This window comes from Pseudomonas sp. 8BK (genome assembly GCF_902506475.1).
In the GTDB taxonomy this organism is placed as follows: domain Bacteria; phylum Pseudomonadota; class Gammaproteobacteria; order Pseudomonadales; family Pseudomonadaceae; genus Aquipseudomonas; species Aquipseudomonas anguilliseptica.
The window spans coordinates 408,213-425,543 of the sequence record NZ_LR733252.1; the positions used below are offsets into that span (position 1 = coordinate 408,213).

Annotated in this window: 17 protein-coding genes and 3 tRNA genes; 9 read left to right on the forward strand and 11 right to left on the reverse strand. The window is 58.0% G+C overall.

Annotated features, from left to right (window positions below; all coding sequences use genetic code 11):
- The first annotated feature begins 41 nt into the window (after nucleotides 1-41).
- From rluD to clpB, 3 genes are all read left to right on the forward strand, one after another.
- Complete coding sequence (rluD, locus tag ACIN8IBEIGE_RS01795) at nucleotides 42-1,016, forward strand: 23S rRNA pseudouridine(1911/1915/1917) synthase RluD (protein ID WP_090251260.1); 975 nt, start codon at nucleotides 42-44, stop codon at nucleotides 1,014-1,016.
- A gap of 47 nt (nucleotides 1,017-1,063) precedes the next feature.
- Complete coding sequence (gene pgeF / locus ACIN8IBEIGE_RS01800; protein WP_160013152.1) at nucleotides 1,064-1,789, forward strand: peptidoglycan editing factor PgeF; 726 nt, start codon at nucleotides 1,064-1,066, stop codon at nucleotides 1,787-1,789.
- A 165-nt stretch (nucleotides 1,790-1,954) separates the two neighbouring features.
- Nucleotides 1,955-4,519 carry an ATP-dependent chaperone ClpB gene (clpB, locus tag ACIN8IBEIGE_RS01805; RefSeq protein WP_160013153.1) on the forward strand — a complete coding sequence of 855 codons (2,565 nt, stop codon included), beginning with the start codon at nucleotides 1,955-1,957 and terminating at the stop codon, nucleotides 4,517-4,519.
- Between the two features lie 83 nt (nucleotides 4,520-4,602).
- Here clpB and ACIN8IBEIGE_RS01810 read toward each other — a convergent pair whose 3' ends face one another.
- Together ACIN8IBEIGE_RS01810 and ACIN8IBEIGE_RS01815 are read right to left on the reverse strand one after the other, a co-directional pair.
- Nucleotides 4,603-4,938 carry a PilZ domain-containing protein gene (locus ACIN8IBEIGE_RS01810; RefSeq protein ID WP_160013154.1) on the reverse strand — a complete coding sequence of 112 codons (336 nt, stop codon included), beginning with the start codon at nucleotides 4,936-4,938 and terminating at the stop codon, nucleotides 4,603-4,605.
- A 9-nt stretch (nucleotides 4,939-4,947) separates the two neighbouring features.
- A complete protein-coding gene (locus ACIN8IBEIGE_RS01815) occupies nucleotides 4,948-7,302 on the reverse strand; it encodes a DUF1631 domain-containing protein (protein WP_160013155.1) in 2,355 nt (784 codons plus the stop codon).
- 212 nt (nucleotides 7,303-7,514) lie between these two features.
- Between ACIN8IBEIGE_RS01815 and ACIN8IBEIGE_RS01820 the strand changes: the two genes are divergently transcribed.
- The 3 genes from ACIN8IBEIGE_RS01820 to ACIN8IBEIGE_RS01830 all read left to right on the forward strand — a co-directional run bounded on the left by ACIN8IBEIGE_RS01820 (nucleotide 7,515) and on the right by ACIN8IBEIGE_RS01830 (nucleotide 7,757).
- Nucleotides 7,515-7,590: transfer RNA gene (locus ACIN8IBEIGE_RS01820), tRNA-Asn, on the forward strand.
- Between the two features lie 9 nt (nucleotides 7,591-7,599).
- A tRNA-Pro gene (locus tag ACIN8IBEIGE_RS01825) sits at nucleotides 7,600-7,676 on the forward strand.
- A 5-nt stretch (nucleotides 7,677-7,681) separates the two neighbouring features.
- Nucleotides 7,682-7,757: transfer RNA gene (locus tag ACIN8IBEIGE_RS01830), tRNA-Lys, on the forward strand.
- A 129-nt stretch (nucleotides 7,758-7,886) separates the two neighbouring features.
- Here ACIN8IBEIGE_RS01830 and ACIN8IBEIGE_RS01835 read toward each other — a convergent pair.
- From ACIN8IBEIGE_RS01835 to ACIN8IBEIGE_RS01850, 4 genes are all read right to left on the reverse strand, one after another.
- On the reverse strand, nucleotides 7,887-9,188 hold the full coding sequence (locus ACIN8IBEIGE_RS01835; protein WP_160013156.1) for an NAD(P)/FAD-dependent oxidoreductase: 1,302 nt from the start codon (nucleotides 9,186-9,188) through the stop codon (nucleotides 7,887-7,889).
- 63 nt (nucleotides 9,189-9,251) lie between these two features.
- A complete protein-coding gene (locus ACIN8IBEIGE_RS01840; protein ID WP_160013157.1) occupies nucleotides 9,252-9,425 on the reverse strand; it encodes a DUF3094 family protein in 174 nt (57 codons plus the stop codon).
- 81 nt (nucleotides 9,426-9,506) lie between these two features.
- Entirely contained in the window at nucleotides 9,507-10,001 is a 495-nt protein-coding gene (locus ACIN8IBEIGE_RS01845) for an MOSC domain-containing protein (protein ID WP_160013158.1), read from the reverse strand.
- Entirely contained in the window at nucleotides 9,998-10,627 is a 630-nt protein-coding gene (locus tag ACIN8IBEIGE_RS01850) for a DUF1780 domain-containing protein (protein ID WP_160013159.1), read from the reverse strand. Before ACIN8IBEIGE_RS01850 ends, ACIN8IBEIGE_RS01845 begins: the two co-directional genes overlap by 4 nt.
- A gap of 133 nt (nucleotides 10,628-10,760) precedes the next feature.
- On the opposite strand from ACIN8IBEIGE_RS01850, the gene ACIN8IBEIGE_RS01855 reads away from it, so the two are divergent.
- Together ACIN8IBEIGE_RS01855 and ACIN8IBEIGE_RS01860 are read left to right on the forward strand one after the other, a co-directional pair.
- The gene (locus ACIN8IBEIGE_RS01855; protein ID WP_160013160.1) at nucleotides 10,761-11,450 is read left to right on the forward strand and encodes an energy-coupling factor ABC transporter permease; all 690 of its coding nucleotides are present in this window, start codon (nucleotides 10,761-10,763) and stop codon (nucleotides 11,448-11,450) included.
- A 104-nt stretch (nucleotides 11,451-11,554) separates the two neighbouring features.
- A complete protein-coding gene (locus ACIN8IBEIGE_RS01860) occupies nucleotides 11,555-11,770 on the forward strand; it encodes a hypothetical protein (RefSeq protein WP_160013161.1) in 216 nt (71 codons plus the stop codon).
- Nucleotides 11,771-11,773: 3 nt separating this feature from the next.
- Here the strand turns inward: ACIN8IBEIGE_RS01860 and yacG are convergent, their stop codons facing one another.
- The 5 genes from yacG to pilB all read right to left on the reverse strand — a co-directional run bounded on the left by yacG (nucleotide 11,774) and on the right by pilB (nucleotide 16,631).
- Nucleotides 11,774-11,974, reverse strand: a complete 201-nt coding sequence (gene yacG, locus ACIN8IBEIGE_RS01865) for a DNA gyrase inhibitor YacG (protein ID WP_160013162.1) — start codon at nucleotides 11,972-11,974, stop codon at nucleotides 11,774-11,776.
- Nucleotides 11,971-12,585: a dephospho-CoA kinase gene (coaE, locus tag ACIN8IBEIGE_RS01870; RefSeq protein WP_160013163.1), complete on the reverse strand. Its 615-nt coding sequence runs from the start codon at nucleotides 12,583-12,585 to the stop codon at nucleotides 11,971-11,973. The genes yacG and coaE overlap by 4 nt, the downstream gene beginning before the upstream one ends.
- Before the next feature lie 248 nt (nucleotides 12,586-12,833).
- Nucleotides 12,834-13,703 carry an A24 family peptidase gene (locus ACIN8IBEIGE_RS01875; protein WP_160013164.1) on the reverse strand — a complete coding sequence of 290 codons (870 nt, stop codon included), beginning with the start codon at nucleotides 13,701-13,703 and terminating at the stop codon, nucleotides 12,834-12,836.
- 3 nt (nucleotides 13,704-13,706) lie between these two features.
- Nucleotides 13,707-14,924 (reverse strand): type II secretion system F family protein, encoded by a 1,218-nt coding sequence (locus ACIN8IBEIGE_RS01880; protein ID WP_160013165.1) that lies wholly within the window; start codon nucleotides 14,922-14,924, stop codon nucleotides 13,707-13,709.
- A 3-nt stretch (nucleotides 14,925-14,927) separates the two neighbouring features.
- Nucleotides 14,928-16,631: a type IV-A pilus assembly ATPase PilB gene (gene pilB / locus ACIN8IBEIGE_RS01885; protein ID WP_160013166.1), complete on the reverse strand. Its 1,704-nt coding sequence runs from the start codon at nucleotides 16,629-16,631 to the stop codon at nucleotides 14,928-14,930.
- A 220-nt stretch (nucleotides 16,632-16,851) separates the two neighbouring features.
- Here pilB and ACIN8IBEIGE_RS01890 point away from each other — a divergent pair, with 220 nt between their 5' ends.
- Entirely contained in the window at nucleotides 16,852-17,325 is a 474-nt protein-coding gene (locus tag ACIN8IBEIGE_RS01890; RefSeq protein ID WP_160013167.1) for a pilin, read from the forward strand.
- Nucleotides 17,326-17,331 lie beyond the last annotated feature (6 nt).

Below are 17,331 nucleotides of genomic sequence, written 5' to 3' on the forward strand. Positions count from 1 at the left end.
TGTAGCCGAAACCAAAAGCTATGCCCCCTCTGTTGCCGAGCATGTCCTCTATTAATAAGCAGATCATTGAACTGAACGCCGAGGTGCCCTATGAAATGGGTGGTCAACGCCTCGATCAAGTCGCCGCACTCCTGTTCGCCGAGCACTCGCGTTCGCGTCTGTCTGCCTGGATCAAAGAGGGTCTGCTGACCGTCGATGGTGAGGTGTTGCGCCCGCGCGACATCGTCCACGGCGGTGCATTGCTGGCGTTGAACGCCGAGCAGGAAGCCCAGGGCGAGTGGATTGCCCAGGACATCGCGCTAAACATCGTCTACGAAGACGAGCAGATTCTGGTCATCGACAAACCGGCTGGTCTGGTTGTGCACCCGGCTGCCGGGCATGCCGATGGCACCTTGCTCAACGCCTTGCTGCACCACGTGCCGGACATTATCAACGTGCCGCGTGCCGGCATCGTGCACCGCCTGGATAAAGACACCACTGGCCTGATGGTGGTGGCCAAGACCATCGAAGCGCAGACTCGCCTGGTCGACCAGCTGCAGAAACGCTCGGTCAGCCGTATCTACGAATGCATCGTGATCGGTGTGATCACGTCCGGTGGCAAGATCAACGCGCCGATCGGTCGCAGTTCTTCGCAGCGCCAGCGTATGGCGGTCAGCGATGGTGGCAAGCCGGCGGTCAGCCATTACCGCGTGCTGGAGCGCTACCGCTCGCATACCCATGCGCGGGTCAAGCTGGAAACCGGTCGCACTCACCAGATTCGCGTGCACATGAGCCATATTGGCTATCCGCTGGTGGGCGACCCTGTCTACGGCGGGCGTTTCCGCATTCCGCCGGCCGCTAATCCGAGCATGGTGCAGACCCTCAAGGAGTTTCCGCGCCAGGCCTTGCATGCGCGTTTCTTGGAGTTGGACCATCCGATTAGCGGTGAGCGGATGAAATGGCAGTCGCCATTGCCGGATGACTTTGTCTGGCTGCTGACGCTGCTGCGTCAGGATCGTGAAGCCTTTATCGGCTGACAAGGATCTGGCTGACACGCGTGGGTAACAGGGAGCAGGGTGACAGGATGCACGACTGGCTAACGCCGCAATGGCCTGCACCGGCCAGAGTAAGGACCAGTGTCACCACCCGCAGTGGTGGTGTCAGCGTTGCCCCGTTCGACAGTTGCAATCTGGGCGAGCATGTTGGCGATGATCCAAAGGCCGTGCTGAAAAACCGTCAGCGCTTGGTCAGCCTGCTCGGCTGCAAGCCCGCCTGGTTGCAGCAGGTGCATGGTGTTGCGGTGGTTGAGGCCAATCCTGCTCTGGTACTTGAAGCCGACGCCAGTTGGACGAGCAAGCCAGGTATCGCCTGCACGGTAATGACCGCCGACTGCCTGCCCGCGCTGTTCTGTGACCGTGCCGGAACTCGTGTTGCGGCAGCCCATGCCGGCTGGCGCGGTCTGGCTGCCGGGGTACTTGAAGCCACCCTGGATCAATTGGCGGTGCCGGCAGATCAGGTACTGGTCTGGTTGGGGCCGGCAATTGGGGCGCAGGCCTTTGAGGTGGGCGCGGAAGTGCGTGAAGCCTTTGTTGGCCAGCATGCGCAGGCCGCAGCGGCATTTCAGCCCAGCATTAATGCGGGCAAATTTATGGCGGATATCTACCAGCTGGCGCGTATTCGCCTGGCCGCTTGCGGCGTTGAGGCAGTCTACGGCGGCGATTTCTGCACCTTCAACGATCCACGCTTCTTCTCCTACCGCCGTTCGGCACAAGCCGGGCGTTTTGCCAGCCTGATCTGGCTGGGCAACTGACCCTCGCGTGCCGCCGCTGTGGCACTGCTGCGGTAAATGACTCAGGTCAACGCCACTCGGCTTGAAACCCGCACAATCGGCCTCATCTACTCTTCATCTCGCAGGCTTTCTGTTTGGGCGCGATTCAGTGCGCCGGCCTGCCATCACCACGAGGGCTGATCGTTTATGCGTATTGATCGTTTAACCAGCAAGTTGCAACTCGCGCTCTCCGATGCGCAATCCCTGGCCGTTGGCCTTGATCATGCGGCCATTGAACCGCTGCACCTGATGCAGGCATTGCTCGAGCAGCAGGGCGGCTCGATCAAGCCGCTGCTGATGCAGGTCGGTTTTGATGTCAACAGCCTGCGTCTGGCCCTGGGCAAAGAGCTGGATCAGCTGGGCAAAATCCAGAATCCATCCGGCGATGTCAACCTGTCGCAGGATCTGGCGCGTCTGCTCAATCAGGCCGATCGCCTGTCGCAGCAGAAGGGTGACCAGTTTATTTCCAGCGAGTTGGTGCTGCTGGCCGCAATGGATGAGAACACCAAGCTGGGCAAGCTGCTACTCGGTCAAGGTGTAAGCCGCAAAGCGCTGGAGAACGCCGTGACCAATCTGCGCGGTGGCGATGCGGTCAATGACCCGAACGTCGAGGAAAATCGGCAAGCCCTGGATAAATACACCGTCGACCTGACCAAGCGCGCCGAAGAGGGCAAGCTCGATCCGGTGATCGGTCGTGACGACGAAATCCGCCGCACCATCCAGGTGTTGCAGCGCCGTACCAAGAACAACCCGGTGCTGATTGGTGAGCCCGGCGTGGGCAAGACGGCAATTGCCGAGGGCCTGGCCCAGCGCATCGTCAACGGTGAAGTGCCGGATGGCTTGAAGGACAAGCGCCTGTTGTCGCTGGATATGGGTGCGCTGATCGCGGGTGCCAAGTTCCGTGGTGAATTCGAGGAGCGGCTGAAGGCGGTGCTCAACGAGTTGAGCAAGCAGGAAGGGCGAATCATCCTGTTTATTGACGAGCTGCACACCATGGTCGGCGCCGGCAAAGGCGAAGGTTCGATGGACGCTGGCAATATGCTCAAGCCCTCCCTGGCGCGCGGTGAGCTGCACTGTGTCGGCGCGACTACGCTCAACGAATACCGCCAGTACATCGAGAAAGATGCCGCGCTGGAACGGCGCTTCCAGAAAGTACTGGTTGACGAGCCGAGCGAAGAGGACACCATCGCCATCCTGCGTGGGCTGAAAGAACGCTACGAGGTGCACCACAAGGTGGCCATCACGGACGGTGCGATCATTGCTGCGGCCAAGCTGTCGCACCGCTATATCACCGATCGTCAGTTGCCAGACAAGGCCATCGATCTGATCGACGAAGCGGCCAGCCGCATTCGTATGGAGATCGATTCCAAGCCTGAAGTGCTCGACCGCCTGGAGCGCCGGCTGATTCAGCTCAAGGTTGAGGCTCAGGCCCTGAAGAAGGAGGACGACGAAGCGGCGATCAAACGCCTGGCCAAGCTCAATGAGGACATTGCCCGGCTGGAGCGCGAGTACGCTGATCTGGAGGATATCTGGAAGTCGGAAAAGGCCGAAGTGCAAGGCTCCGCGCAGATCCAGCAGAAAATCGAACAGGCTCGGCAGGAGCTTGAGGCCGCGCGGCGCAAGGGCGATCTGAATCGTATGGCTGAGCTGCAGTACGGGATTATTCCCGATCTGGAGCGCAGCCTGCAGATGGTCGATCAGCACGGTAAAAGCGAGAACCAGTTGCTGCGCAGTAAGGTCACCGAGGAAGAAATCGCCGAAGTGGTGTCGAAGTGGACCGGCATCCCTGTGAGCAAGATGCTCGAAGGCGAGCGTGACAAGCTGTTGAAAATGGAAGGCCTGCTGCACCAGCGGGTTATCGGTCAGGACGAAGCTGTGGTGGCCGTGGCCAATGCGGTGCGGCGCTCCCGTGCTGGTTTGGCCGACCCGAATAGGCCGAGCGGATCGTTCCTCTTTCTCGGCCCAACCGGCGTCGGCAAGACCGAGCTGTGCAAGGCGCTGGCCGAATTCCTCTTCGATACAGAAGAAGCGCTGGTGCGTATCGACATGTCCGAATTCATGGAGAAGCACTCCGTGGCACGGCTGATCGGCGCGCCGCCAGGCTATGTCGGCTATGAAGAGGGCGGTTATCTGACCGAGGCGGTACGCCGCAAACCCTATTCAGTGATCCTCCTGGATGAGGTGGAGAAAGCTCACCCGGATGTGTTCAATGTGCTGTTGCAGGTGCTGGAAGATGGCCGTTTGACCGATAGCCACGGCCGTACCGTGGACTTCAAGAACACCGTGGTCGTGATGACCTCCAACCTGGGTTCTGCGCAGATTCAGGAGCTGGTCGGGGACCGCGAGGCGCAGCGTGCGGCGGTGATGGATGCGGTAGGCACGCACTTCCGTCCGGAATTTATCAACCGGATTGATGAGGTGGTGATCTTCGAGCCGCTGGCCCGTGATCAGATTGCCGGTATTGCGCAGATCCAGCTGAGCCGTTTGCGTCAGCGTCTGGCTGAGCGCGAGCTGAGCCTGGAGCTGTCTGACGAGGCCTTGGATAAGCTGATCGCCGTCGGCTATGACCCGGTCTATGGTGCGCGCCCGCTCAAGCGTGCGGTACAGCGTTGGATCGAGAACCCCCTGGCGCAGTTGATTCTGGCGGGCAAGTTCGCTCCAGGCAGCAGCGTGACGGGCAAGGTTGAGGGCGATGAAATCGTCTTTGGTTAAGCGCCGTCGGCCGCAATAGCGCTGCACAATTAAAAACACCCCGGTTCAGTTCGCGCTGGCCGGGGTGTTTTTATTCGGCGGATTTACAGGTGCTTGAGCAGGACTTCCAGCGCTGCAGCCTGGTCTTCTGCCAGGTCAATAATGTGAAAACCTGCCCAGCAGTGCTGGCCGTCCGCACCGGGGCGGCTCCACAGGCAGTCGGCCCCCAGGGTTATTTCGCATACGCCTTCAACCACCTGTTCGCTGACCAGACGGCACTCCACCAACTCGTCTGCGGTCAGCGGCGTGTCACTGAACAGCATGAAACCATCGGCGGACAGGTCGACCACACGGCCCAGGCGCTGCCCGGTGTGTAAGTCGAAGACTTCCAGTTGCACGTCGGCGTTATGTCGGCTGTGCAGGCGACGTTCGTCATCCATAGGAGTTCCTTATTCTTGAGGCTCAGCCGTGCGCCCGGTAAAACGCTGGAGCACGCGGTAAATGGCGGTAAGGGCACGGTCCACCAGTGGTGCACCTCGTTCGGGGGTGACGATGCGCGCCAGCCCTTGTTCCATTTCAGTGGCCAGCTGGGTGAGCGCTTTGATTGCCACGCGCTGGCCGCTCTGGTCGACAAACATGTAGTTGCGGGTTGTTGGGCTGAACCAGGACAGCTTGAGTGTGCGCACCTGCTCGCCATTGACGAACTCGAACCAGGTGCCGAACTCGATATGCCCCAGTTCTTTGGCCAGCGCCTGCGCGCGGGTCGAGAGTGTTGATTCGCGTGGTGCCAGAGTGGCCAGCGCGGCATCTTCACCGAGCATGGCGCCCAGTGGGCTCTCGGGCAGGGTTGGTTTGAGCTGGGCGGCCACCTGTGGCTGCTTGGCCTGTACGGCATGTTGGCAGGCCACCAGGTCCTGCAGCAGGCGGCGGATGCCGTCTTCGTGGTAACCACCGAGCAGTTCCAGGCCCTTACGCAGGTCTTCGAGTAGCGGCACACGCAGTTTCTGCAGGCGCTCGCGGTCTGCTTCATCGAGTAGCGTGCCGCTCCAGGCCAGCTGCTCAGCCGCTTCGCAGGCGCGCTGCCATTCCGGGCTCTGTTCGCCGTTGCGCAACAACACGAATACCAGCACATCGGCCCAGGTCAGTTCGAGGAAGTTACGGATAATGGTCGGCGGCTGGCGGTTGTTCAGGCTGTTGGCGATCGCTTCTACTGCGTGCTGGCGCGCGCCAAGCAGTTTGTCGCGGCCTTTGGCTGCTTCCACTGCACGACGTTCACGCAGCTCGACCTTGTGCCTGAGGGTGGCAACGAATTCGTTGAACTCGTCCAGCAGACCTTCAAAGAGTTGCAGGTCGCCAAAAAAATCATGGATAACCCGCTCGACTACCCACTGCATCTTGGCCAGCAGGCCGCGCTCATCGCCTTCGCCACCATACAGCACGCCGGCCTGGGCCATGGTGTTGAGCAGGCGGCGGGCAGGGTGATGATGCTGGGTGAATAGCGCTTTGTCCTGCAGTGCCACTTTAAGGTAGGGCGTGTGCAGGTGGGACAGGGTGGTCTTGCAGCTGTCCGGCAGGTTGTCGTCGTCAAGGATAAAGTCGAACAGCATGCCGACCAGGTCGATCACGTCGGCTTCCTGGTCGGAAACTTTCTGCTGACCTGGTAGCTCGCTGTGGGCTTCCAGCTGTTGTTGCAGGTCGGCCTTGAGGCCTTCTACCTGCTGCGGGCGGCTCAGGCGCTGCGACAGGTCGTTAGCCGATTGCTGCTGCATGCGGTTGAGCGCATCCAGCAGGGCCGAGGCGCTATAGGTGCTGGTCGCCTCGCGTGGGGTGAAACTGGCAATGCTGCGGGTGCCGCCAAGCAGTGGGGCGTCAATATCGCGTTGGCGATGTTCACCCAGCAAGGTTGCCAGGCTGCCCAGTAACTCCTGCGGGTCGCTCGGCGGTGGGCCGCTCAAGTCTGTGCTGCCGGCGCTGTAGGGTTGCCCAGGTGGTTGTGTAGCAGCGGCAGTGCCCTGCGTCTGGCTGCTGGTGCTGCTCTCGGTCGTGTGTTCGGCTGATGCAGCGGGTGTTGCCTTGGGGCGTGCAGGCGGGTTGTTGCGCTGTGCGGTGTACTTCAGGTTTGGCAGTACGCCGGCATCAATCAGGCGCTGATTCAGCGCGGCATAGATGCTGTCCAGGCTCTGCATGACGTGCGTGTCAAACAACGCATAAAGGATGACCTTTATACGCAGCGGAAACGGGCATGGGGTCAGGGCGTCGCGAAACGCCTGGGCAATCATCTGCGGACCGAAGGGGTTGATGTCCTCGACGAGTTTTTGGCCGTTATTCAGCAGCGCCAGACGTTGCTCTAGAGCAAACAGCGGCTGCGCGCAGCGTGCCTTGACCCGGCTGACCATATTGGTGACTTGCAGGCTTTCTTCATAATCCTCGTTCTGCACCAGGGCCATGTGCTCGGCGTCCAGTTCGCTGGCGCTGGGCGGCGGCTTGAGCTTGCCTTCGAGGAAGTCGGAGAAGTTCTGTGCGATCTGCTGGTGGTAGCTGCGTTCTATCTGCGGGCGCTGCCTACGGATCTCGCGCATGTTATCGAAGAACAGGGTTTGTACCTGGTTGTTCTCGGCTTTTTCGGCGCACTCAAACAACGTGTCGTCGACTTGGGCGAAGACCCCGGTCAGGTGTTCGGCCAGGCGATTCATCACCAGTTTTCGACAGCTTTGCACCAGATCACCGAAGCGCGGCTGGATGCCCCGGCTGGCTAAGGTTTGCGCTGAGCCGGGTAGATTTGGCGGTGTGCCCTGGTTACTCATGGACTTTCCTGGCTGGAGCCTTGCGGCTGGTGCGTCCTGCAATGAATACAGACATAGGGAAGATATAGCAGCCGCTCACGCAGCTGCAAATCATTGTACTAAAAGCAATTTAAGGGGTTGACAGGCGCGCGCGGAAACGTAAAATGGCGCGCCTCAGACACGGGAAACGATTTAACAACCGACTCCGGTTTCTGAGAAAGGAAGCAAGTAGTTCCGCGATAGCTCAGTCGGTAGAGCAAATGACTGTTAATCATTGGGTCCCAGGTTCGAGTCCTGGTCGCGGAGCCAATCTTTCATCGGGGTATAGCGCAGTCCGGTAGCGCGCCTGCTTTGGGAGCAGGATGTCGGGAGTTCGAATCCCCCTACCCCGACCATTTTTGGGTCGTTAGCTCAGTTGGTAGAGCAGTTGGCTTTTAACCAATTGGTCGTAGGTTCGAATCCCACACGACCCACCATTTCAAGCATGCTTGAATGATAAAAAACCCGCCTAGTGCGGGTTTTTTATTGCCCGCGATTTATGCCGGCAACCGTTCTGGCGCTTAAATAAATGCAAGAGCGGGCCACGGCCCGCTCTTGCGGGGTGCTTAATGCAGCTTAAGGCGCGGCTCAGTGCTGCGGCCGATGCGGTCGCCGAGCATCATCAGTAGCGTGCGGGTTACGCCATACAGGGCGATCTGATGCATGCGGTAGAGCGATACGTAGAACATCCTGGCCAGCCAGCCTTCGAGCATCACGCTGCCGGTCAGGTTACCCATCAGGTTGCCGACCGCCGAGAAGGTCGACAGCGAGATCAGTGAGCCGTAATCGCGGTAGCGATACTCGGGCAGGGCTTTGCCTTCAATGCGCAGCTTCAGCGATTTGGCCAGTAGCGAGGCTTGCTGGTGCGCCGCTTGTGCGCGGGGCGGCACGTTGCGGCCCTCGCTGCCGGGTTGTGGGCAGGCGGCGCAGTCGCCGAAGGCAAAGATGTTGTCGTCCAGGGTGGTCTGCAGCGTCAGGCGCACCTGTAACTGGTTGATGCGATTGCTTTCCAGGCCGTCCAGCTCTTTAAGGAAATCAGGTGCGCGAATCCCTGCGGCCCAGACTTTCAAGGTGGCTGGAATAACCTGGCCTTGCGCAGTATGCAGCGCCTCGCGAGTCACCTGGCTGACGGCTGCGCCGGTAAGTACGGTTACGCCAAGCTTCTCCAGGGTTTTGTGCACTGGCTGACTAATGCGCTCCGGCAGGGCTGGCAATACCCGCGGGCCGGCCTCGATCAGGGTGATGCGCATGTTTTCCGGGCTGATCCGATCCAGGCCGTAGGCCGCCAGTTCACGCGCTGCGTGGTGCAACTCGGCCGCTAGCTCAACGCCCGTGGCACCGGCACCGACGATAGCGATGTTGATCAGCTCTGTTGCCGCACCTTGGCTGGCATGGGCGCGAAGGTAATGGCTGAGCAATTGATGATGGAAGCGTTCGGCCTGCTCGCGGGTGTCGAGAAACAGGCAGTGCTCGGCGGCGCCGGCGGTGCCGAAATCATTAGTGGTGCTGCCCACGGCGATGACCAGGCTATCGTAACTCAGTTCGCGCGCAGGCATCAGCACCTGGCCCTGCTCATCCAGGGTCGCGGCCAGGCTGATACGCTTTTCTGCGCGGTTAAGGTCGCACATCCGGCCCAGCTGGAACTCGAAGTGATTCCACTTGGCTTGCGCCACGTAGTTGAGTTCGTCACCGGAGGAGTTAAGCGAGCCAGCGGCCACTTCATGCAGCAGCGGTTTCCAGATATGTGTCAGGTTGGCGTCGACCAGGGTGATCCTGGCCTGGCCGCGCTTACCCAGGGTTCTACCCAGGCGGGTAGCAAGCTCCAGTCCGCCGGCGCCGCCGCCGACAATTACGATTTGATGAGTCATCAGACACGCTCACAAGGCTTTTAAGAAAAAGGGGTGAGTCGTTGTGGGCGAGCGCTAAGCAGCTCATAGCACCAGTCGACTCAGAAGACGGCTCAGTACACCCAGGCCAATCACGATGATCACGATGATCAGCAACAGTCGCCAGACCTTGAACGGCTGGCGCTCGACCTGATGCTGTGGAGCGCTGAGGTACTGCTCGACACGTTTTTGATCATCAGGGTTCAGGCGACTGGACATACGTGCCTCGAATTAAGGGGCCGGTTGGCAATTGATGGGATCGATTGCCGACTGAAGTGCTGGGCATTCTAGCCGTGCGGCCTATAAAGGCTCAACGCGCAGGGTGTCATTCAGGCGAATAATGCCCCCTTGCAGCACGCGTGCGGTAATTCCGCCGTGGCCGCGCATGGCTTGAAAGGTGCCGAGGCCCAAGCGTTCTTCCAGCTTTGCACAGGGTTGGCACCAGCCCGTGGTTTCCAGAATCGCCTGGCCGAGGCGAAAACGCCGGCCTTTGAGGCTGAACAGGTTGATGCCGCTGATGGCGATATTGCGCCGTAGTTCAGGTGCGCTGATTGGCTGTTCGGCTGGACGGCCCATCAATGCGCTGATCACTGCCAGGTGTTCCCACTGGATCAGGGTGACCTGCCGGGCATTGCGCGGCCCTGGCCGGCTGTGGTCGCCGGTGAGGCCGGCTTCGCGGCGCGCTTCGACGGCCTCCAGCTCAATCATTTCTGCTCGCGAGGCGGGGCGCACGCCAATCCAGCGCACGCAGCCCTGTTGCGGCACGGCCGCGAGCAATTCGTGCAAAGGGCTCACAGGCTGATGCCCACATCGAAGAGTACGGAGCGGCCGAGGTTGTTACGCAGAAAGTCCGGAGCGTCCGGGTGGGCGAAAAGTACGCGCGCAAAAGTCGGGCCGACCAGTGACAGCGAGCGCCAACCCTGGCGGAGAAACTCGGTCGGCGGCGGAAAGTGGCTGTTGAAGTCCGGTACGGCGCGCTTCAGGTTGACGTAGGCGAGCAGGTCCAGCTCGCCCAGATCAAGGCCGCGCTCTTTATAGTTGTGGGCTTTCTTGCGCAGGGTTGGGGTCAGCCGTTGTTGTAGTTCGGCTGCGGCGATACGCCGTGGCTTGGCTTCGCGGCGTACCAGTTGACTGAGGGAAAACGCACTGCGGCGCCGCTCCAGTTCGGCGCGCCATTCATCATTCAGGCGGCGGCCCTCGTCGAGGACGAAGAACACTTCAAAGCTGGCCTCGCGGAACAGCACGTCAGGCGGCTCATGGCCTGCGGCGCTGAACTCATCCAGGCGGTGGCTGACGTTCAGCGCTTGCAGCAGGCGCTGGCAAACCCAGCGCTCGCGCTCCCACTTGCGCGCGTTAGAGAGGAAGGCGTTGGCTTGTTCGGCCTGATGCGTCAGCAGGCGCAGGTAGTCTGAGTCATCCATGGGCTCAGCTTAGCTTGCGTACTTGGGTTGTTGGTACCCCTCTGCGGCGGTTGTTGCGGACTTATCATGTGTTGCTGAAGGCCGCGGTTGTAGACTGCACAAGTTGGCCACTATGGCTTGGGGATTGTTCCGCATGATTGCCGCGCACTTGCTGTCTTCCACCAGTCAGATACTGGGTTGGCTGATCTATCTTCCACTGCTGTGCTGGGCGATCTGGCGTGCGCCCTGGGTCGAGCTGTGCAGTGATCTGCGCCGTCAGCATCTGCTCGGCGGCACGACGCTGGCGCTGTTTGTGCTGTGGCTGGTGCGTCGGGATTTCGACTCGGGTCTGTCCTATCACTTTATCGGCATGACGGCGGTCACCTTATTGCTGGACTGGCCGTTGGCCATGCTGGTGGGGTTTATTGCCCAGCTGGGTTTGCTTGCACTGGGTAAGCAGGATCTTGCCGCGCTTGGGGTTAACGGTGTGCTGCTGGTGGTGTTACCCGTGTGGGTGACCGAAGCCTGCGCGATCTGGGTTGAGAAAAAGCAGCCGCGCAATCTGTTCGTTTACATCTTCTGCAGTGGCTTCTTCGCCGCTGCGCTGGCGGCATTGCTGTGTATCGCTGCTGCTTTCACCTTGCTTTGGGTGGACGGGTTGTTCCCGATGCCGCCCTGGCTGGAGGACTTCATCGGCTATCTCTGGCTGGTGATTTTCCCCGAAGCCTTTATCAACGGCATGCTGGTAACGGCGCTGGTGGTGTTCTATCCAGACTGGCTGGAGACCTTCAATCGTACGCGTTATCTGGCTGCGCCCTGGAAGGATGATGATCTGCCGCGCTGATGGCGCACCCTTCAACGTTTCGATTGCGTTGCGTAGCTTGATTCAGATCAAGCTACGCAAACGCCTATGCGCGATCTTTCATCTACCAATAGGGAGGGCGTTACATGGGTGTGCATCAATGGGCAAGGCAGGTAATCGAGCAGAGTTTGCAGGGTGTCGACGCGCAGGGCTTTGACCAGGCTATGGCGCTGAGGGCATTGCTCAGTGCTGTGGTCGAGCGCAGTCGGGTTGGGCGCAGCGCGGTGGATTTGGCCGCCGAGCTGCAGTTTCTCGCTGACAATCTGGATGATGATCGCGACTACAGCTTTATGCGGCCTTGAGTCTCAGTGCTCGCGCGGCGGTAGCTCGCCAGAGAACAGGTCATCTTCCAGTGGGTTGCCGGGAATCGCATGCTCTTCCGAGGCCCAGGCGCCGAGGTCAATCAGCTTGCAGCGCTCGGAACAGAAGGGCCTGCTCGGGCTTTGCGGGCCCCACTCGACGGGTGCGCTGCAGGTAGGGCAGGCGACTAAGGTTGGCGTACTCATGCTTGGCCTCCACGTAGGTTCAGGTAAAAAGTGTGGAGTCGCTCCACTTCGGCTCGCAGCCAGGGCAAATCTTGATCATTAAGGAGCACGTCATGGGCGTGGCGCAGGCGTTCTTCACGGCTGGCCTGGGCCTTGAGAATAGCCTGCACCTGCTCGCTGGAACTCTGGTCACGAGCCATGGTGCGCTGCACTTGCAGCTGCTCGGGCGTGTCTACCACCAGTATGCGCTGGGTCAATTTGTGCTGGCCGGATTCAACCAGCAATGGCGAAACCAGAATGGCATAGGGTGATTCTGCGCGTGCCAGGTACTGGATGATTTCTTGGCCGATAAGCGGATGCAGTAACGCTTCGAGCCAGCGCCGCTCATTGGCATCGGCAAAAATCCGGTTGCGCAGCGCTGTGCGATCAAGCTGGCCGTCGGCCTGCAACACATCGCTGCCGAAGTGCTCGGCGATCTTGGCCAGCGCCGGCTTGCCAGGCTCAACCACCCAGCGCGCCGCATGGTCGGCATCGACCAGATGCACGCCTAGGTCGATAAAGTGTTGGGCGACAGCGCTCTTGCCGCTACCAATGCCGCCGGTAAGACCAAGAATCCAAGGTTTTGTGGTCAAGATGCGCACTCGTGCCAGTTATTCAAAGGCGCGATTGTAGTGCAGCAGCTTGGCTGCTGGCGAACGGAAGGAGCGGAGGGAGCAGATCATGGCCGCGAAAGATATGGGGGTATCCATAGGCTCGCTGGGGGGGCGAAAACTGTAGCTCGGATTGCTTCCGAGCTAAGTTATTGGTCTGCAGGAGGGGGTTAGCTGTGACAGCGTTTAATCCGCTGGCCGCTACAGTGCCTGCCATTGCCAGTGGCTTATCAGAATCCGGCGATCTGCAGATAGCTGGAAGTGATTTGCTCACCCCAAAGCAAGGCAATCCAGCCGGCAATCGCCAGGTAAGGACCGAAAGGTATAGGCGTGCTAGTTTCTGCGTTACGCAAGCGCAACATGATCAAGCCCAGCACCGCACCAACCAACGACGACAACAATATCGTCAGTGGTAACACCTGCCAACCACCCCAGGCGCCGAGCATGGCCAGTAACTTGAAATCGCCATAGCCCATACCTTCCTTGCCAGTTACCAGCTTGAAGAGCCAGTACACCAACCACAGGCTCAAATAGCCGGTAATCGCACCCCAGAGTGCATCTTGCAGGCTGGCAAATAGGCCAAAGCTATTGGCGATCAGCCCTAGCCAGAGCAGTGGCAGCACCAGCGAGTCCGGTAGCAACTGATGATCGACATCGATCAGGCTCATCGCCAGCAAGCCCCAGGTCAGCAGCAACATCGCTCCCGCCTGCCAGGTAAAACCGAAGTGCCAGGCGATAAACGCCGACAACAACCCGCAGGCCAGCTCAACCAGTGGGTAGCGCATACTGATAGGTGCTTTACAGCTTGAACACTTGCCACGCAAAAACAGATAGCTGATGACCGGAATGTTTTCCCATGGCTTTATTTCATGGGAGCAGTGCGGGCAGCTTGAGTTGGGCAGTACCAGATTGAATGTTGTCGTCTGAGGCTCGGCGGGCAGTTCCAATATTTCACGTGCCTGCTCACGCCAATCGCGCTGCATCATTTTTGGCAGTCGATAAACCACCACGTTAAGGAAGCTGCCGACCAGTAGGCCGATCATTAGTGCGCATAAAACAAAGGCCAGCACATGGCTGGCCAAAAAGTCGATTACTGACATAGGTTAAACAACGGCACCTAGTTGGAATATAGGAAGGTACATGGCGATGATTAGACCGCCAACTAGAACGCCCAGTACCGACATGATTAGAGGTTCCATCAGGCTGGTAAGTCCATCGACAGCATTGTCTACTTCTGCTTCATAGTAGCTGGCTACTTTATCTAGCATCATATCTAGGGCACCGGACTCTTCACCAATAGCGGTCATTTGAATCGCCATTGAAGGGAAGGCGCCAGTTGTGCGCATTGAGAAATTTAACTGCATGCCAGAACTCACGTCGTGCTTAATTTTCTGGACTGCTGATTTGAACACTATATTGCCTGTGGCGCCCGCAACCGAATCCAGTGCCTCGACTAGCGGTACGCCGGCGGCAAAGGTCGTTGCTAGGGTGCGGGCATAGCGTGCAACAGACGATTTATAAATAATGTCTCCGACGATTGGAGCTTTGAGGGCTGTACGGTCAATCCAGTTTCGGAATTTCTCAGAGCGTTTTTTTGTCTCGCCTAGTGTGAAAAGGGCTGCGAACATAGCAATGAGTATTATAAACCACCACTTTTGAAGTGCTTGTGATATTCCGATGACGAATTGTGTGAAAGCGGGTAGCTCAGCGCCAAAGTTAGCAAAAACAGACTCAAACTGTGGTACTACTTTAATAAGAAGGATGGCGGAAACAATAATGGCAACTACCACTACTGCTATTGGGTAGTTCATGGCTTTTTTGATTTTTGCTTTAAGCGCTTCGGTCTTTTCTTTATAGGTTGCGACTCTATCTAATAGGTCTTCGAGTGCGCCAGCCTGTTCGCCGGCATCGACTAGATTGCAGAACAAATCATCGAAATATTCTGGTCGGGTTCGCAGTGAGGCTGCGAAACTATTGCCGGCTGCTACATGCTGTTTGATATCATCAACCAGTTTGCGCATATTGGGGTTGTCCAATCCCTCGCCAATGATTTCAAACGATTGCAGTAACGGTACACCGGCCTTCATCATGGTAGCCATCTGCCGAGCAAACAGCGCAATGTCCATCGGCTTGATCTTTTTTCCTGCGCTGAGCAGAGAGGCTGACTTCTTGCGCACTTTGGTCGGGTTTATACCCTGCTTACGTAGCTGCGCCTTGATCAGTGCAGGGTTCTGGCCGCTGGTTTCCCCTTTTACCTTGGAGCCTTTTTTATCAGTACCTTCCCACGCGAAGGTGCTAGTTTTTATCGCTTTAACGGCCATCGGTTAGTCCTTAGTCACGCGGTTCACTTCTGCTAGGCTGGTCACGCCTTGCATGGCCTTCAGCAGTGCTGAGGTACGCAGGTCATTAAAGCCGTCTTTGCGCATCTGTGTTGAGATATCAATAGAGTTGCCTTCTTCCATGATAATCCGCTGTAGGGCTGGCGTGTTTTTAACCACTTCATAAATTCCAACACGGCCTTTGTAGCCGCCATTGCAGTTTTCGCAGCCAGCAGGCTCGAAAATCTTAAAGGTGCCGATCTTGTTTTCTGGGAAGCCTTCTTCAAGCAGGGTTTCGCGGGGGACTTGTATTTCCTTTTTGCAGTTATTGCAGAGCTTACGGGCCAAGCGCTGGGCAATGATCAGGTTGACCGACGTGGCGATGTTGAACGAGGGGACGCCCATGTTGCGCAGGCGAGTCAGGGTTTCTGCTGCGCTATTGGTGTGCAGCGTGGACATCACCATGTGGCCGGTTTGCGCTGCTTTGATAGCGATGGACGCGGTATCCAGGTCGCGAATCTCGCCGACCATGATGATGTCCGGGTCCTGACGCAGGAATGACTTCAGTGCGGCAGTAAAATCCATGCCCTGTTTGGGGTTTACGTTGACTTGGTTGATGCCTTCCAGATTGATTTCCACGGGGTCTTCAGCGGTGGAGATGTTTACGTCAACGGTATTGAGGATATTCAGGCCTGTATAGAGAGAGACCGTTTTGCCAGAGCCGGTAGGGCCTGTCACCAGGATCATGCCCTGTGGCTGCTTCAGGGCGGACATATAGAGCTCTTTTTGCGACTCTTCATAACCGAGTGCGTCGATACCCATCTGCGCGCTGGAGGAGTCAAGTATCCGCATTACGATCTTTTCGCCCCACAGGGTTGGGCAGGTGCTTACACGAAAGTCGATTGATTTGCTTTTAGATATGCGCATTTTGATGCGTCCATCCTGCGGCTTGCGGCGCTCGGAAATATCCAGGCCTGCCATAACCTTCAATCGAGCAGAAATGCGTGGTGATAGCTGGATGGGCGGCCGAGCTATCTCATGCAGAATGCCGTCTGTGCGAAAGCGTACGCGATATGCCTTCTCGTAGGGCTCAAAGTGTAGGTCAGATGAGCCGCCTTTAATGGCATCCAGCAACATCTTATTGACAAAACGTACTACTGGCGCGTCATCGGCAGCATTGCCGTCCCCGTTGTCCTGCGCATCGTCACTGACCGCTTCAACATCCAGGCCGTCGAGATCTATATCCCCCAGGTCGTCCATTCCACTTGTGGTCGAGTCGAAGAATTTTTCGATAGCCTCACCAAGCTTGTCGTCTTCCACCAGGATGGCTTCGGTGTTCATTCCGGTGCTGAACTGGATGTCGGTGACAGCTTGGTGATTGGTGGGGTCGGAAACAGCGATAAATAGCTTGTTGCCGCGACGCCATAGCGGCAGCACGCGGTGTTGGCGCACCAGCTTTTCGGTTACTAGATCCTTGGGCTGGCTTTCTTTGTCTATCGAATTCAGGTCGACGAAGGATACGCCAAACTGCTCGGAGGCAAGCTCAGCAAGCACGCGACTTTTAACCAGTTTGTTCTGCACCAGATAAGTGACCAGCGACAGCTTGTTGCGCTGGGCCTGGCTCTGCGCCTGTTGGGCAGCTTTTTCATCCAGTAGTTCTGCCAGAACCATCTGGCGGGCAAGACCGGTAAGGGACACGCTATCGTTCATTGCAGGCTCCATAACAATCCTTGCCTTATAGCCTAGTTGATTGATGCGTGCCAAACGCAAAGCCGGAGGGTGACAAAAAAGGGCAGTTAGTGCCCGTGGGCATTGATTGGTGTGCTCCGTGGGTGTGCTGAGCTTGCATGGCGCGGGTGTTGTGAAGTTGGCATGAAGGATGCTTTGGTAGGGTGAGGTCGTTGACCTGAACATAACTAGGAGATGCTTTATGAAAGCTCAAATGCAAAAAGGTTTTACCCTGATCGAATTGATGATCGTGGTTGCGATCATCGGTATTCTGGCCGCCGTTGCGCTGCCTGCTTACCAGGATTACACCGTTCGCGCCAAAATGTCTGAAGTGATCCTGGCGGCCTCTGCCTGCCGTACAACCATTACTGAAGTTGTACAGAGCTCAACCAGTCTGCCGGGGGCTGGTGATTGGGGTTGCGAGAGTGCATCGTCCACGTCTCAGTATGTTGCTTCTATTAATACAACTGCAGCTGGTATTGTTACTGTAACAAGCCAGGGTATTAATAATACTGCTGCTGGTGCTACCGGTGGTGTGGTTACTTTGAAGCCAGTTGATTCTGCTGGTGCTGCACCTGCCGCGGGCGGCTCTGTTGCTCGTTGGATTTGCGGGTTGCCGGGTGATGGTACGACCGTTGATCCAAAGTATCTGCCGGGTTCTTGCCGCGGGAACTAAGTTGTT

Excerpts from the sequence above, each read along its gene's own strand:
- rluD (WP_090251260.1), top strand. The coding sequence starts at position 42 with ATGTCCTCTATTAATAAGCAGATCATTGAACTGAACGCCGAGGTGCCC.
- pgeF (WP_160013152.1), top strand. The coding sequence starts at position 1,064 with ATGCACGACTGGCTAACGCCGCAATGGCCTGCACCGGCCAGAGTAAGG.
- clpB (WP_160013153.1), top strand. The coding sequence starts at position 1,955 with ATGCGTATTGATCGTTTAACCAGCAAGTTGCAACTCGCGCTCTCCGAT.
- ACIN8IBEIGE_RS01810 (WP_160013154.1), bottom strand. The coding sequence starts at position 4,938 with ATGGATGACGAACGTCGCCTGCACAGCCGACATAACGCCGACGTGCAA.
- ACIN8IBEIGE_RS01815 (WP_160013155.1), bottom strand. The coding sequence starts at position 7,302 with ATGAGTAACCAGGGCACACCGCCAAATCTACCCGGCTCAGCGCAAACC.
- ACIN8IBEIGE_RS01835 (WP_160013156.1), bottom strand. The coding sequence starts at position 9,188 with ATGACTCATCAAATCGTAATTGTCGGCGGCGGCGCCGGCGGACTGGAG.
- ACIN8IBEIGE_RS01840 (WP_160013157.1), bottom strand. The coding sequence starts at position 9,425 with ATGTCCAGTCGCCTGAACCCTGATGATCAAAAACGTGTCGAGCAGTAC.
- ACIN8IBEIGE_RS01850 (WP_160013159.1), bottom strand. The coding sequence starts at position 10,627 with ATGGATGACTCAGACTACCTGCGCCTGCTGACGCATCAGGCCGAACAA.
- ACIN8IBEIGE_RS01855 (WP_160013160.1), top strand. The coding sequence starts at position 10,761 with ATGATTGCCGCGCACTTGCTGTCTTCCACCAGTCAGATACTGGGTTGG.
- ACIN8IBEIGE_RS01860 (WP_160013161.1), top strand. The coding sequence starts at position 11,555 with ATGGGTGTGCATCAATGGGCAAGGCAGGTAATCGAGCAGAGTTTGCAG.
- yacG (WP_160013162.1), bottom strand. The coding sequence starts at position 11,974 with ATGAGTACGCCAACCTTAGTCGCCTGCCCTACCTGCAGCGCACCCGTC.
- ACIN8IBEIGE_RS01875 (WP_160013164.1), bottom strand. The coding sequence starts at position 13,703 with ATGTCAGTAATCGACTTTTTGGCCAGCCATGTGCTGGCCTTTGTTTTA.
- ACIN8IBEIGE_RS01880 (WP_160013165.1), bottom strand. The coding sequence starts at position 14,924 with ATGGCCGTTAAAGCGATAAAAACTAGCACCTTCGCGTGGGAAGGTACT.
- pilB (WP_160013166.1), bottom strand. The coding sequence starts at position 16,631 with ATGAACGATAGCGTGTCCCTTACCGGTCTTGCCCGCCAGATGGTTCTG.
- ACIN8IBEIGE_RS01890 (WP_160013167.1), top strand. The coding sequence starts at position 16,852 with ATGAAAGCTCAAATGCAAAAAGGTTTTACCCTGATCGAATTGATGATC.